The following is a 14,001-nucleotide window of genomic DNA, read 5'->3' on the forward strand; positions in this document are numbered from 1 at the left end:
GGTTCCTACGGAGATGGATACACGAGAGACGTTGGCGACGGAGCGACTCGTCAATGCCGCCGCCCCACCAGCGGAGATCATCGTTGCCGCCAATGAAAGCGATGTCACAGGCCCCATTCGGTGTTCGACGTGTGGTGCGAAAGAAGATCGAGTCGATCTTCCGATAGGGTATTCGAATCCGGTCTGTGACGCCTGTGACCGTCTTGCAGTAGATACCGAGGAAGACGACCCTTGGGAGGGGTATCAACCGGGTGAGTCACCGGAGACAGACGACGGGGTCATCCCGATTGCACCCGACCAGGGTTCGAATCCGGTGTACATTGCGGGGGCGAAATGCTGGCGTCGATACCGATTCGGCGGCTGGATAACACGTCGTGACGCCTTCGACTGTGACGATATCCACGAATTTCACGAGTATCACCGAGTCGGTGGCGACTGGATACACGCGTTCAACACGGATCGGCCCGACGGGATCGAAATCGAAAAAGAACGCTGGACGGACGCTACTGAACGGTTCCTCGACATAGAGTCCCTTCACGAACGCGCGAAATCGTTAGCGAACGCCGATCCAACGGCGGCAGCCATCGAAAGGCTCTACGAAGAGGCAATCCGGCTCGGCGTGGTTTCCAACGAAGAGCTCCCCGACCCTTCGAAGACGGAGACGGGATCTCTCGCCGGCAAAATCGCCTGGAAGGCGAGACGGGAACTCGACGAGACGCCGCCAATCGTTGATTTTTGCATTCGATATTTCGACCTCCGATGAACACAGCAAAAACAAGTGAAACCCTCCGGAGTGTCCATCAACCGGTCTGTCCCAACACAGTTCCTCGACAGGGTATGAACCGTATCCACGGTTCGAGAACGTGATAGTAGATGGCGATGAAAATATACACACTGACTGAGGCGGACACGTGGACTGTCAACGGTGTCGTTCTCGATGGAGTCTTCCGTGGGGACTCAGACGTGGGCGAAATCGCCGCCCCTTACGGCTACGACCGGGAGGACGAGCTGGCTCGGGGATTAGACAATCACTACATCAACGCCAAAATCGTATCCCGGTCCTCGGTGGAAGCCGTTTGGGACGACGACTGGGACGTCGAGTGCGATGGAGACAGTTTCGACAGTTGCTGATTCGCGGCTCGATAGGCCGGCTACTCGTACGCTGAAAAGCTGGCGTCCGTCTCTTCGATTGCCCGACGGAGATGTTCTTGAGTGATTTCGGAACCCTGATTCAAAGCCAGTCGTGCGGCAGTTTCGGCGATGAGTTCGATGTCGGAGGCGACGTACGGACGGCCGCTTGCATCCGTCGCGCTCAATGCGCGAAGTTCCGCCCAGTCGATTTCGTCGGTAGCGAGTGGTCGCTCGGTCAGATGGTACCTGAGCATCTCCATCCGCGCTTCGTCATCCGGTGGCGGGACTTCGATCGTCTCGTCGAATCGTCCAGAGCGGGTAAGTGCGTCGTCGAGTGACGACAGGAGGTTCGTCGCAGCGATGACGACGACGTCTTCGCCCTGTACGTCCGACATCCCGGTGAGAATCTCGTTGACGATCTGTTTCTGGTCTTGGTGCATCCGGTCTCCACCCCGTTGGCTCGCGATGGCGTCGATCTCGTCGATGAAGACGAGCGACGGCTGATTGTCGAGCGCCGTCTCGAACAGTTCGTTGACGTTCTCCGTCCCTTCTCCGATCCATTTACTTACGACGTCTGATGCAGTGATACTGATGAAGTTGAAGCCGAGTTCACCGGCGACGGCCTCGCTGAGATACGTCTTGCCGGTCCCCGGCGGGCCGTACAACAGCACACCGTTGGTTATGTTCAATCCGTACGATTCGTATTTCTCCGGGTTCCGTGCCGGGTCGATTACTGTTTGACGGAGTTCGCGTTTCAGGTCATCCATCCCGGCTACATCGTCGAAATCTGTCTCCGGTGGTGCCTCTATCATACTCGCCGCAGAGCTGTCCTGCTGACGTTTCTCGACGGTCTCTTCGATGCTCTCGAGGAGGTGGTCCGCACTGACCAGAGGGGTCTCCCCGGTTTCGGCCGCCGAGAGGGCTTTCCGAATCGACGATTTCCCGATCTCCGCCATGTCGCTACTGACGAGCCCGTCGGTCTTCGAGCGTAACACGTCCGAATCGATAGCGTCGAGTTCGTTCGGTGGGCCGCTCTCTAACGTCGACCGAAGGATGCCGTACCGTGTTTCGAAATTCGGTGCCCCGATACGAATCGTCGTATCGAACCGCCCGGACCGTTTGATGGCGGAGTCGACGTCGTCGAGGGCGTTCGTCGCAGCGACGACGATGACGTCGTCATCGCTCTCGTTGAGTTCGGAAAGCTCACCAAGCAGTTCGTTTATCATGCTGCGCTCGGACTGTGTCATTCCACTCCTCTCGGAGCGACTACTCGCGATGGAGTCGATCTCGTCGATGAACATCAGCGTCGGTTGGGCCTCCGTTGCGCGTTCGAACAGCTCGTTTACGTTCTCGGCCCCACCGCCGACGTACTGACTCTTGACGTCGGACGGGTCGACTTCGATGTAGTTGTATCCGAGTTCACCCGCCGTCGCCTTCGCGAGATACGTCTTGCCGGTTCCCGGCGGCCCGTGGAACAGCACACCGGTCACCGAGCCGATACCGTACTCGTCGAATCGCTCATCCCTGGCCGGGAGCAATACGTCCTCACGGATGCGTTCTTTAACGTCCGAGAGTCCGATCACGTCGTCGAACGTTCGTTTCGGCGGCCGGTCGACTCCCTCAACGTCCGACGGATCCGGAGCCGGAGGGGTCGGTGTCTCGTCAACGTCGGCCTCCGCGTCCGGTTCCTCGGTAGGGGAGGCACCGTCGCTCGTTGGCTGGGACGGTTCGGTAGCATCGTCGTCACCGGTATCGTTGTCGGTTCCAGTATCGTCCTCGGGACGATTGGAGACGAAAAACGGCGGTTTGGGGGCATCCGTACTCGGGCCGTCGTACGCTTCATCGTAAATCTCCTCGAAGGATTCGAGTACCGGTGCGTCCGAGATGCCGGCGATTACGACCATGACTTCGAGCGTCGATGCACCGCTGGCGATTTTCGTCCCGATAGCCATCTCCGAGGGGATAGCATCGGTCAGCGTTCGTTCTGCAGCCGCGACGGCATCACGGTCTAGATACGACTCCGGCCCGGATACGAGGAGCGCCGCGTATGGAATGCGGTCGTTGGCCACCCGCACGTCGGTATCGGAGACGGCGGATTTGGTGAGTGAAACGAGTTTCTCGGTCGCCTCGTCGGTATCGACATCCGGTTCCCCACCGAGGAATCGTGAAACGGCACCCTGTGACCCCACGTCGACGGAATCGGATGCGTGTCCAACTGTCGCAATCCCCTCTGTCCCCAACATTGCATTGAGTTCGTCGGGAAAGACGGTGCCGACACCGGTCGTGGAGTCGGCGTCTACCGACGAGAACAGCCCGAGAATCCGATTCGAGAACGCCTCGTTGGCGTCTTCGACTCGGAGTTCCTCCTCCGATTCATCGTAGAACATCTCGTTGTCGAAGAGCAGAACCCCATCGGCCGCCCGACACACGTTGTTGAGGTTCACGGCTGCGTTGAGCTGGTGGAAACCGGCTTCATCGGCATGAGGAAGCACGACGGCCGCGTATACAGGCTTCGTCCCGAGAGCGTGAAACAGATCTATCAGTTCGGGGGCACCGCCAGCCATGCCGCCACCAGCACAGGTCACGACGAGGTACGCATCGACATCGTTGAGCATCGTAGCGCTGACCGCCGAGGCGATCTCACGCTCGTCATCTCGAACGATATCCCCGGCGATTTCTATATCGCCTCCGGTACCGTGCCCACGTACTTTCGAGTCCCCCACTATCACCCGCTGTGATTCGGGGATGTACTCGAACTCTGCAAGGCCGGATTTAGCCGAGTCGATTGCGATAACCTCAGAAAGAACAGTCGTCCCGTTCGAGAACTCCCGACGGAGAAGCGAATCGAGTATCTCGCTTCCCCCACCACCGAGTCCGAGTACGCCGAGGTCCATACAGTGTATCTCTGAAAGCCGATACGTAATCCTTGGCCAATCGGCCAATACCGGTATCGCGCAGCGGCGACGGCCAAAGCGAGGCTCAAACCGTTCGTGTGATTTTTATATCATCCAGCTACTATTTCGAGGTACACAACGCGTCTGATTCCGACAGACCACCTGTGACGGCCACCACCGCGGCATCCTATGGTTCGGCCTACCACGCAGGCAAGCGCACGGCTTAGAATTCACTCCGTTTCTATCGTTGCGATAGCAGCTAGAACCGTTACTGTACGCCGCCCGGAACAGTTCCGACTCGATCGGAGTCGACAGCGGATAGTCTGCCCCGTGATGGAGGGCGAACGGTGATGGACAGCGAAACGTGGGGCGACGCCGGAGTTCACGCGGTAGTCGCACGGGTCCGTTCGCTGTTCGCCACGTCCGGTGCGAGGTCGCTGGCCGTCGTCATGCTGTTGCCGATCGTGTCGGGTATCTACCCCTCGATCGTCCTCGCTGGAGGGCTCACCTCCGTGATATCGGCGATCGAGCTCGGTGTGCTCGTATTCAGTGGCGGTGCGAGCGTCGCCATCGTCCTCGCCGATTTCGAGGGGCCCCGCTCTCGTGGGCTGTGTATCGTCGCGGCGGTCGGTGTCGTACTGATTCCCGGGGCCGTGTTCACGGCGGCACTGAGCCCGACCGTTCGGACGCTGCTTCGGGTCGAACTGTTCGTCACACTGACTGCACTCGTCGTGGGTGCTATCGGCGTGTCCATCGGATTCGGTGACGACCCGTGGTGGCTTCCATCGCCCGTTACACTTGGTTTCGGGCTCTGTCTCGTGGCGACACTGGACGCGTTGAGTACTCTGCTGACCGGCAGTGTCACGGTCGATTTTATCGTGAACGGGCGAACGATGTGGCTGTCGGGACTCGCTTCGAGCGTCGGTGTCGGGGTCGTCGCGTTCGTCGTCACCGTCCGCCCGTATCTGCTTCGCCGACTCGATATCGAACGGTTTCGCGTCGGCTGTGCGATAGCTCTCTGTCTTGTCGGCGCCAATATCGCTGGTCTCGTGGGAGGATCGCCTGCCACCGTTGCAATCGCCTGTAGTGTCGTACTGGCCCACCGAAGGTCGACTGGAGACGAGGAACGAGGTGTACAGGTCGAGGACAATCGCCGACAGAGGAGCAACTCCCAGGAGGACCGTAGATGAACGTCGTCGCGGAAGGCCGATACGGTGCCGTCCTGCACTCTTCGGACGGCGATGTGCTGTACGTTCCGAGTCGACAGAGCCATCGAGTAACGGTTTCGTTCGCCGACGAGGAGACCGACCCACCGCTGCGTCGAAGGAACGCCCCCGAAACGCTAACTGCACCCGACGGGACAGCAACCGTCTCGTGGGAGGAGATAGAGCGAATCGAGGGCGTGATACGGTTTACGGGAGGGCGGTTGAACTCCTCCTCGAAAGCGAAACACTGGCTCGTCCTCGAAGACGCAGTCGGGCCGCTGCGGTATCGAACGGACGTCGAGAACGCCTCGATACACAACCGAGGCGGGGAGACACGTCCGAGGGTTCCACTCCGACTCCTCCCGTACGGGACGGGGGCGGTGTTCGCGTACTTCATCGCTCACGACCACCTCGGATACGAGGTTTCACGGGAGCTTTCGGGGACGCTCTGTGACCTGAATCAGGCGTTCGAGGAGTTCCTCGAGACGCACGCCCCTTCGTTTGCGACCGTCGAAGAACTGTGGCCTGCCTGATATCGCGACTGAACCTGGCTCCGATGGCGGTGACGGGGAGACGGTTGCAGCGAACCGAGTAAATTTACCCGAAGGGAACCGCGGTACACACAAAGGGATGGGGTCGCCGAAGATCACGAACGGAATCGTCCGAGCCGTTCGAGAGATCGCGATACCGTCCATCGTCGTCCTGCTAGGCGTCGTCTATGCCAGGACCGCATGGGGTGAAACGGTAGCCGGGGTCGTCATGCTGGCTCTGACCGCGCTTACGCTCTCGGGTATCTATCTCTCCGCGAAGTACTGGACAACGACCTACACCGCCGGGTTCGCCCTTGCTGGATTGGTTCTGTTGTTTATCTCTCCGGATATCGTCTCCGAGCTCGTACATCCGATATTCGGATACCTCGGAACGGCACTGGTTCTGGTGTTCTTGCTACTGATGCTCAAACTCCTTGCCGAAAAGCTCGGAATCGATGCGGTGTGGAAACGGTAGTGAATGACGCTACGTTCCGCACGTAGAACCGGGCAGCCAGAGTCGAGACCCGTTTAGTCCGCGTTCGGCGTCGGCGCGTCCTCGGTCAGCGCGAGCACGTCGTCGAAGAAGTCGAGCGTGTCGTTGGGACCGGGGTTCGCTTCGGGGTGATACTGACGCGTGATGATATCCAGTTCGTCGCTCTCGAGGCCTTCGGGGGTGTCGTCGTTGACGTTGATTTGCGTGACTTCGAGCTGGCCGGGTTCGGAGACGGTGTAGCCGTGGTTCTGTGTCGTCATGACGACTTTCTTCGAGCGGAGGTCCTGAACCGGCTGGTTGACGCCGCGGTGGCCGAACTCCATCTTCTCGGTTTCGCCGCCGAGGGCTTCGGCGATGACCTGCTGGCCGAGACAGATGCCCGCAAGCGGCAACTCGCCGACATACTCGTCGACGAGGGCGGCGGCGGCCTCGAAGTTCTTGGGGTCGCCGGGACCGTTGGAGATGAACAACACGTCGGGGTCGACCGACGCCACGTCGGCGGCTGTCGCGTCGTACGGCAGAATTTCGACCGTCGCGTTCCGTTCGACGAGTGATTCGGTGATAGAACCCTTCGCGCCGCAGTCGATGAGCGCGACGGTGGGGCCGTCCCCATCGGCGTTGTGTGTGAGTCGCTCGTCGGTGGACACCTGTGCGCCGATGTCGGTGTGCTCGCTCATGCCCTTGCAGTCGGCGAGTTCTTCCTTGGCGGCCTCGGGAGTCGCCTCGGGGCCGGCGGCGATGCCGCACTTCATCGCCCCGCCTTCCCGGATGCCCGTCACGAGGTCGCGGGTGTCGAGGTGGTCGACGGCGGGGACGCCCTCGCTTTCGAGCCACTCGGCGACGTCCTCGGTGAGCTCGCGAGCGACGACGGCGCGGGGGTGGACGCGGTCGGACTCGAAGCGCTCCTCTCGGACGCCGTAGTTGCCGATGAGTGGGTACGAGAACGTCAGCACCTGTTCTTCGTAACTCGGGTCGGTGAGCGACTCCTCGTAGCCGGTGTAGGCTGTCGTAAACACCAGTTCACCACGACTGCGGCCGGGAGCGCGAGCGCGTGCCTCCACGACACGCCCGCTTTCCAGCGCCACGTAGGCATCCGTCATTACGAGATGCGTATGAAGCACCCCCAAATAACGCTTGTGTTCGAAGATTCGTTACGAAATTCGTAATCGGTAAGTGGGGGCAGTCTGAATCGTCACATCTCAATGGACGACCTCGACCGTCAAATACTCGCCATCCTCCGGCGGGACTCCCGAACCCCCTACACGGAGATCGCCGACCGCGTCGGGACCAGCGAGGGGACCGTCCGAAACCGCGTCGAGCGACTGCTCGAAGACGGCGTCATCGAACGGTTCACCATCGCCACCCGGACCGGCAACGTCAAGGCGATGATAGAGGTCGGCGTCGCCGTCGACGTCGACACCGGCGGCATCTCCGAGTCCATCGCCGACTGGACCGAGGTCGACTTCGTCTGGCAGGTCTCCGGCGAGGAGGACATCGTCGTCGTCGTCGACACCGCCGACACGGGGACGTTGAACGACCTCATCACCCGAGCGCGGGAACTCGACGAAGTCGTCTCCACGAAGACGCGGCTCATCCTCGACGAGAAGTTGGGATAGCGTCTCGGTCGAGCTACCGATTGTCGAGGTAGTGCAGCACGCCGGCTACGTCCCGCTGGATGGTTGGACTCAGCCAGCGGTCGTCAAGGGATTCGACGATAGCGCCGATGTCGTCGTCGTGCTCGCGGCGGCGTTCTGCGAGGAGGTCGACCCACTCCGGGAGCATCGCCTCGTAGCGGTCCAGTTCGCCGACGGCGTCGTCCCCTCCCGGTCCGACGTGGCCGTAGAAGTTCTTCTCGGGCTCGAACTCGCGGAGTCGAGCAACGGTTTCGAGGTTGGCTTCCAGGTCGAACCCCGGCGGTGGCGTCGTCGGACGCATCTCGCCGGCGAGATGCATTCCCGCCGAGTCGATGGAGAACAACCCCCCTGTTGCGGAGTCGTAGGCGGCGAAGTGATGCGGCGCGTGGCCGGGCGCGTCGACGAGTTCGAGTTCGCGGTCGCCGAGGTCGACCGACTCGCCGCCAGCGATAGAGCGACAGCGCTCCTCGGGGAGCAATTTCGGCTCCCCGTAGGCGTTCTCGGTGCCCATCGCCCGGTCGACGCTGCGTTTCAGCCGGTCCAACTGCTCGGGGTCGGTGACGTAGGGTAACCCTTTCTCGTGGACGTGGAAGGTCGCGTTCGGCAGGTCGTCGGCGAGATGACCCGCTCCGCCCGCGTGGTCGAGGTGGACGTGCGTGACGAGGACGTGTTCGACCGCTTCCGGCGCGATGTCGACTTCGTGCAGGGCGTCGTGAATCCGGTCGATGGAGTTCGCCGAACCGGTATCGACGATTGTCGGGTTCGGCGCGTCGATGAGATACAGGGTGAGCGCACCGGGCGTCCCCATCAGATGTGGGTCGACGGTGTAGATGTCGTCGAGTGCGTGTGTGACCGTCACGTACCGCCGTACGGAAGGGGGTGGCTTGATACCTGCGGCGTCCCGAACCCCGATATGGTGCCGCCGCTGGCCGCCGACATCGACGGAACGCTCACCCGGCCGGACAAGTCCATCGACCCCCGCGTCTTCGACGCCATCCGGGCGTGGGACGCCCCCGTCGTCATCGCCACCGGGAAGTCCTTTCCCTATCCGGTCGGCCTCTGTGAGTTCCTCGGCGTTCCGCTGAACGTCATCGCCGAGAACGGCGGCGCAGTGTACATCGAGGAGGCAGGCGAGGTGGTGTACAACGGCGACCCCGAAGGTGCCGAGGCCGTCGCGGCCGACTACCTCGAAGCGGGCTACGACCTCGGATGGGGAGCCGTCGACATGGTGAACCGCTGGCGGGAGACCGAACTCGCGGTCTCTCGGGAGCGACCGCTGGAGCCACTGGAGCGCATCGCCGCCGACCACGAGATGGACGTGGTCGATACGGGCTACGCCTACCACGTCAAATCGCCCGAGGTCGACAAGGGTGAAGGGCTGAAGACCGCTGCGCGGTTGCTCGACTGTGCCCCGGAGGAGTTCGTCGCCGTCGGGGATTCCGAAAACGACGCCGAGGTGTTCGGCGTCGCCGGGACGGCCTACGCCGTCGCAAACGCCGACGACCACGCTCTTTCGGCCGCCGACGTGGTCACTGAGGGCGCCTTTGCGGACGGATTCCTGGAGGCCCTGGAGTCGATTCGAACCGAGTGGTGACCCCCCGACACTCGTTCGTACCGCTCCTGAGACGTACGGTCCCAAAACACCACAGAAAGTCGCATCAAACGGTCGTTTCTGCCTATTTTCCGGGGAAAGCTTTTGGCTGTGTGGTTGTTACCGTCGCTCACATGAGCGCCGACCGGGCCGCACTCCAGCGCGCCCTCGAACGGGGCGAACGAGAGGGCGGCAGCGTCGAGTTCAAAGAACGGCTCACTCGCTCGGTTCACCTCGCAGACGGGCGATTGGAATCACTCGCTGCGCAGCTGCGCCACCGCGTGCTGTCGGGTGACGGCGAGGCCACCTACGTCGTCGGCGTCACCGACGACGGGGGCATCGCCGGCATCTCGCCGGAGGCCTTCTCCGAGTCGATGGACGTACTGTCGCTGCTCGCCGAGGAGGCGGGCGCCCACATCGACGACGTACAGACGTGGGGCATCGGCGAGGGTATCGTCGGCGTCGCCACCCTACAGGAGGGCGCCGTCCTCGATGTCGACGACGACCACATCGTTGTCGGCACCGCCGGCCACGTCGACCACGGCAAGTCGACGCTCGTCGGCTCGCTCGTCACGGGCGACCACGACGACGGACAGGGCGGGACCCGCGGCTTCCTCGACGTCCAGCCCCACGAGGTCGACCGGGGGCTGTCGGCCGACCTCTCCTACGGCGTCTACGGCTTCGACGACGAGGGACCGGTCCGGATGGACAACCCTCACCGGAAGTCCGACCGCGCCCGCGTCGTCGAGGAGGCCGACCGCCTCGTCTCCTTCGTCGACACCGTCGGCCACGAACCGTGGCTCCGGACGACGATTCGCGGCCTCGTCGGCCAGAAACTCGACTACGGCCTGCTCGTCGTCGCCGCCGACGACGGCCCGACGAAGACGACTCGAGAACACCTCGGCATCCTGCTTGCGACCGAACTCCCGACCATCGTCGCCATCACGAAGGCGGATATGGTCTCCGAGGAGCGCGTCAGCGAGGTCGAACGCGAGGTCGAGCGCCTGCTCCGGAACGCCGACAAGACGCCGCTGTCGGTCGACCGCCACGGCGTCGAGGCCGCAATCGAGGAGATTAACGAACAGGTCGTTCCCGTCCTCTCGACGTCCGCGGTGACGATGGAGGGCCTACCAGTCCTCGACGAACTGTTCGAGCATCTCCCGAAGACGAGCGCCACCGAGGGCGACTTCTCGATGTACATCGACCGCACCTACAACGTCACCGGCGTCGGTGCCGTCGCCTCCGGGACTGTCCGTTCGGGCAGCGTCGAGGCCGGCGACGAGTTACTCGTCGGGCCGCTCGCGGACGGCGCCTTCCGGGCGGTCGAGGTCCGCTCCATCGAGATGCACTACCACCGCGTCGACGAGGCTTCCGCGGGCCGAATCGTCGGCATCGCCCTGAAGGGAATCAGTGAGGCCGACCTCGAACGCGGGATGGTGCTGCTTCCCCGAGACGCCGACCCCGACCCCGTCCGGGAGTTCGAAGCCGAGGTGATGGTCCTCAATCATCCGACTCGCATCGACGACGGCTACGAACCCGTCGTCCACCTCGAAACGGTCTCCGAGACCGTCTCGATTCACCCCGAAGGCGGGCAGTTGCTCCCCGGCGACACCGGCCGCGCACACATCCGATTCAAGTTCCGGCCCTACATGGTCGAGGAGGGCCAGCGGTTCGTCTTCCGGGAAGGCAGTTCGAAGGGCGTCGGGACGGTCACCGACGTATCGGTCGACGGCAACCGGACGGAAGACTCCTAACGCGGCCACCCGTTTTATCCGGCATGGGACGGCTCCGTCTTCGGTTCCTGATGGCACTCGTCGGCGTGACGCTTCTCGCCGGCTATCTGCTGGCCGCACTCGCCGGCTATCAGTTGCTCACGGTGGTGTGGGAGCTCCGTCCCGACCCCGTACGCGCCGTCGCATACTTCGTCGTCGCCACGCTCGTCGTCGGCTATCTGAGCTACCGACTCGGCACCGAGGCGCTGCTGTCGGAACTCGATACCAGAGAACTCACCGAGGCCGAGGCGCCGTGGCTCTACGCCCGTGTCGACGCTCTCCGGCGAGACATCGGCGTCGGCGACGTGACGATGTACACCGCCCGGATGGACGCCCCGAACGCCTTCGCGCTCGGTACCGCTCGTGGCGGTTCGCTCGTCATCGATTACGGCCTGTTCAGGATACTGACTGCCGAGGAACTGGAGGCCGTCCTCGCCCACGAACTCGCCCACCTGGAGAGCCGCGACGGGCTGATTCAGACGCTCGGTTACACGCAAGTCCGAACCGTCGGAGGCGTCCTGTATCTCGCGTTACTGCCGGTCGGCCTCCTCGTCGGTGGCGTCCTCCGGGCGCTCTCGTGGCTGCGCGGCGAAACGCCCAGACCGTTCTCGGAACACCTCGCAATCGTCCAGTTTCGCGTCGCGCAGTTCGTGGTGCTGTTGCTGTTCGTGCTGACGCTGGCGCTGCGTGCCCATTCCCGTCGCCGGGAGTACGCCGCCGACGACCGCGCCGTCGAAGCGACCGGAAACCCGATCGCGCTCGCACGGGCACTCGTGAAAATCGAGCGCGCCGCCACGCCGGGGTGGGGGACGCTGTCGCCGCTGTACATCCACGGAGACGAGGGCGGACTGTTGACGCGACTCCTGGCGACACATCCGCGGATGGAAGAGCGCATCGACCGACTCGTTCGAATGGCGACTGCGAACGCCGACGACGGGCGACGGCCGCCCCGGTAGGTTCACTCGACGCCGAGAAGCGACGGGAGGTCCGACAGCGACGAGACGGTGTAATCCGGCTGTGGTTCGGCCGATTCGTCGGTATCCGGCACCCACACCGAACCCACCCCGGCCGCACGGGCGCCCGCAACGTCCGACCCCAGCGAGTTGCCGACGTGAACCGTCCGCTCGGGTCGCACGTCGAGCGTCGACAGCGCCGCCTCAAACGGTTCGGGACTGGGCTTCGCCGGGGCGTCGTAGCCCGCATGGACGATTACGTCGAAGGACTCCGCCAGCCCGAGCGCCTCGAGTTTTCGCCGTTGCATCGACGGCGCGCCGTTCGTGACGACGCCGAGGGGCCACTCCGACAGCGCCGACAGCGCGTGGTCGACGCCCGGCAGCGGTTCGACGTTGCCGTGGTCGCGCTCGTCGGCGTACACGCGCGCGATTTCCCGGCCGATTGCCGGGTCGTACCCCTTCTCGTCGGCGATAGTCGCGAAACACCGTTCACGGAGGTCGACCATCGAATCGCTCGAATCGACGAACTCCGGGTAGCGGTCGTGATACTCCTCGACGGTGATGAACCGTTCTACGCCCGTCCGCTCGAAGGACGCATCCAGCAGTTCCGCGCCCGACCGACGGTACCGACACAGCGTGTCGTCGACATCGAAGAGGACGGCTTCGACCTCCGGTTGCACGAATCAGTGTTCGAAGTCGAGCGACAAAAATCGCTCGCGAACTCAGCGGTGGCGATCGAGAAACGCCGCAAGCCGACCCAAGCCCTCTTCGAGTTCCGCTGTCGGGAGCCCGTAGCCGATGCGGAACCGGTCGGGGTAGCCGAAGGCCTCACCCGGCGCGAGGACGACCGACTCCTCCTCGACCAGAGCCCGACAGAACGACTCCCCGCCGGCGAATCCCTCGGGTACCTCGACAAAGGCGTTGACGCCGCAGTCGGATTCCGACCACGCGAGGCCACGCTCTTCGAGGAACGCGGCCACGACGGCGCGGTGGTCGGCCGCGAGGTCGCGGTTCTCTTCGAGCAACTCCTCGCGGCGTTCGAAGGCCTGTTCGGCGACGTGTTGGCCGAAGACCGGCGGCGCGATGGTCGTGTAATCCTTCCAGTTCGCGGCGGCGGCGACGACCTCGGGAGCGGCACACAACCACCCGAACCGCAACCCTTCGAGCCCGAAGGACTTCGAGACACCTGCCGTCGAGACGCCGTATCGGCCGAAACTCGCGACGGGGGGAAGTGGCTCCTCGGCGAGCAGTCGGTACACCTCGTCACACAGCAGGTACGTCCCGTTGTCCGCACACGCCTCGTAGATGGCCCGCATCGTCGCCTCGTCGTGGTATCGTCCCGTCGGGTTGTTCGGGTTGTTGACGACTACGCAGTCGGTATCCGGCCGAATCGCCTCGGCGACGGCATCGGCGTCGAGAGTCCAGTCGGATTCCTCGAGGGGGACTTCGGTTACATCGGCCAACGTACCGGGCAGCGCCGTCAGCGACCCGTAGGTCGGCGTGACGACGACCGCGTGGTTTTCGACCAACGCGAGAAACGCCAGCAAGTTCGCCTCCTGTGTCCCGCAGGTGAACAGCGTCTCCTCGGCGCTCCGGCCGTGATGCTCGCCGACGGCGGCGCGAAACTCGGGGTCACCGGCCGTCGGGACGACGTAGCCGAGACTGCCGGGGTCGGTGTCGAAGCGACTCGCATCCAGCGGTCTGATGCCGCTTTCGGCGAGCATGATGTCGGCGTCGTATTCGACCTCCTCGAACCAGCGTTCGAGGGCGAACGGTGGGATTTGCATACCCGGTAGTC

The 14,001-nt window shown here is 63.3% G+C and carries 14 protein-coding genes; 9 read left to right on the forward strand and 5 right to left on the reverse strand.

Translation table 11 applies throughout. From position 1 onward, the window contains the following. Positions 1–31 precede the first annotated feature (31 nt). Together HWX69_RS13690 and HWX69_RS13695 are read left to right on the forward strand one after the other, a co-directional pair. Positions 32–763, forward strand: coding sequence for a hypothetical protein (locus HWX69_RS13690; protein WP_178917633.1), 732 nt, complete (start codon positions 32–34; stop codon positions 761–763). A 110-nt stretch (positions 764–873) separates the two neighbouring features. Beyond that, on the forward strand, positions 874–1,131 hold the full coding sequence (locus tag HWX69_RS13695; protein ID WP_178917634.1) for a hypothetical protein: 258 nt from the start codon (positions 874–876) through the stop codon (positions 1,129–1,131). Positions 1,132–1,151: 20 nt separating this feature from the next. Here HWX69_RS13695 and HWX69_RS13700 read toward each other — a convergent pair whose 3' ends face one another. After that, a complete protein-coding gene (locus HWX69_RS13700; RefSeq protein WP_178917635.1) occupies positions 1,152–4,025 on the reverse strand; it encodes an AAA family ATPase in 2,874 nt (957 codons plus the stop codon). A gap of 350 nt (positions 4,026–4,375) precedes the next feature. On the opposite strand from HWX69_RS13700, the gene HWX69_RS13705 reads away from it, so the two are divergent. From HWX69_RS13705 to HWX69_RS13715, 3 genes are all read left to right on the forward strand, one after another. Then, entirely contained in the window at positions 4,376–5,215 is an 840-nt protein-coding gene (locus HWX69_RS13705) for a DUF5794 domain-containing protein (protein ID WP_178917636.1), read from the forward strand. Continuing rightward, complete coding sequence (locus tag HWX69_RS13710; RefSeq protein WP_178917637.1) at positions 5,212–5,763, forward strand: hypothetical protein; 552 nt, start codon at positions 5,212–5,214, stop codon at positions 5,761–5,763. The genes HWX69_RS13705 and HWX69_RS13710 overlap by 4 nt, the downstream gene beginning before the upstream one ends. Positions 5,764–5,860: 97 nt before the next feature. Continuing rightward, entirely contained in the window at positions 5,861–6,235 is a 375-nt protein-coding gene (locus HWX69_RS13715) for a hypothetical protein (protein WP_178917638.1), read from the forward strand. 53 nt (positions 6,236–6,288) lie between these two features. Here HWX69_RS13715 and carA read toward each other — a convergent pair whose 3' ends face one another. Then, on the reverse strand, positions 6,289–7,353 hold the full coding sequence (carA, locus tag HWX69_RS13720) for a glutamine-hydrolyzing carbamoyl-phosphate synthase small subunit (protein ID WP_178917639.1): 1,065 nt from the start codon (positions 7,351–7,353) through the stop codon (positions 6,289–6,291). Between the two features lie 102 nt (positions 7,354–7,455). Here carA and HWX69_RS13725 point away from each other — a divergent pair, with 102 nt between their 5' ends. Continuing rightward, positions 7,456–7,869 carry an Lrp/AsnC family transcriptional regulator gene (locus tag HWX69_RS13725; RefSeq protein ID WP_156708091.1) on the forward strand — a complete coding sequence of 138 codons (414 nt, stop codon included), beginning with the start codon at positions 7,456–7,458 and terminating at the stop codon, positions 7,867–7,869. A 13-nt stretch (positions 7,870–7,882) separates the two neighbouring features. Here HWX69_RS13725 and HWX69_RS13730 read toward each other — a convergent pair whose 3' ends face one another. Further along, a complete protein-coding gene (locus HWX69_RS13730) occupies positions 7,883–8,746 on the reverse strand; it encodes an MBL fold metallo-hydrolase (protein ID WP_178917640.1) in 864 nt (287 codons plus the stop codon). Positions 8,747–8,800: 54 nt separating this feature from the next. On the opposite strand from HWX69_RS13730, the gene HWX69_RS13735 reads away from it, so the two are divergent. From HWX69_RS13735 to HWX69_RS13745, 3 genes are all read left to right on the forward strand, one after another. After that, a complete protein-coding gene (locus HWX69_RS13735; protein WP_178917641.1) occupies positions 8,801–9,481 on the forward strand; it encodes a phosphoglycolate phosphatase in 681 nt (226 codons plus the stop codon). A 131-nt stretch (positions 9,482–9,612) separates the two neighbouring features. Then, a complete protein-coding gene (locus tag HWX69_RS13740; protein WP_178917642.1) occupies positions 9,613–11,232 on the forward strand; it encodes a GTPBP1 family GTP-binding protein in 1,620 nt (539 codons plus the stop codon). Positions 11,233–11,255: 23 nt separating this feature from the next. Continuing rightward, the gene (locus HWX69_RS13745; protein WP_178917643.1) at positions 11,256–12,206 is read left to right on the forward strand and encodes a M48 family metallopeptidase; all 951 of its coding nucleotides are present in this window, start codon (positions 11,256–11,258) and stop codon (positions 12,204–12,206) included. Positions 12,207–12,208: 2 nt separating this feature from the next. Here HWX69_RS13745 and HWX69_RS13750 read toward each other — a convergent pair whose 3' ends face one another. Further along, the gene (locus HWX69_RS13750; protein ID WP_178917644.1) at positions 12,209–12,883 is read right to left on the reverse strand and encodes an HAD-IA family hydrolase; all 675 of its coding nucleotides are present in this window, start codon (positions 12,881–12,883) and stop codon (positions 12,209–12,211) included. A 42-nt stretch (positions 12,884–12,925) separates the two neighbouring features. After that, the gene (locus tag HWX69_RS13755) at positions 12,926–13,990 is read right to left on the reverse strand and encodes an aminotransferase class I/II-fold pyridoxal phosphate-dependent enzyme (RefSeq protein WP_178917645.1); all 1,065 of its coding nucleotides are present in this window, start codon (positions 13,988–13,990) and stop codon (positions 12,926–12,928) included. Positions 13,991–14,001: the final 11 nt, after the last annotated feature.

This window comes from Natronomonas gomsonensis (assembly GCF_013391635.1).
Classification (GTDB): Archaea; Halobacteriota; Halobacteria; order Halobacteriales; family Haloarculaceae; genus Natronomonas; species Natronomonas gomsonensis_A.

Bases quoted from the DNA above. Each gene is read 5' to 3' on its own strand.
- carA (WP_178917639.1), bottom strand. From the start codon at position 7,353: ATGACGGATGCCTACGTGGCGCTGGAAAGCGGGCGTGTCGTGGAGGCA.
- HWX69_RS13725 (WP_156708091.1), top strand. From the start codon at position 7,456: ATGGACGACCTCGACCGTCAAATACTCGCCATCCTCCGGCGGGACTCC.
- HWX69_RS13700 (WP_178917635.1), bottom strand. From the start codon at position 4,025: ATGGACCTCGGCGTACTCGGACTCGGTGGTGGGGGAAGCGAGATACTC.
- HWX69_RS13710 (WP_178917637.1), top strand. From the start codon at position 5,212: ATGAACGTCGTCGCGGAAGGCCGATACGGTGCCGTCCTGCACTCTTCG.
- HWX69_RS13740 (WP_178917642.1), top strand. From the start codon at position 9,613: ATGAGCGCCGACCGGGCCGCACTCCAGCGCGCCCTCGAACGGGGCGAA.
- HWX69_RS13735 (WP_178917641.1), top strand. From the start codon at position 8,801: ATGGTGCCGCCGCTGGCCGCCGACATCGACGGAACGCTCACCCGGCCG.
- HWX69_RS13715 (WP_178917638.1), top strand. From the start codon at position 5,861: ATGGGGTCGCCGAAGATCACGAACGGAATCGTCCGAGCCGTTCGAGAG.
- HWX69_RS13755 (WP_178917645.1), bottom strand. From the start codon at position 13,990: ATGCAAATCCCACCGTTCGCCCTCGAACGCTGGTTCGAGGAGGTCGAA.
- HWX69_RS13705 (WP_178917636.1), top strand. From the start codon at position 4,376: ATGGACAGCGAAACGTGGGGCGACGCCGGAGTTCACGCGGTAGTCGCA.
- HWX69_RS13695 (WP_178917634.1), top strand. From the start codon at position 874: ATGGCGATGAAAATATACACACTGACTGAGGCGGACACGTGGACTGTC.
- HWX69_RS13745 (WP_178917643.1), top strand. From the start codon at position 11,256: ATGGGACGGCTCCGTCTTCGGTTCCTGATGGCACTCGTCGGCGTGACG.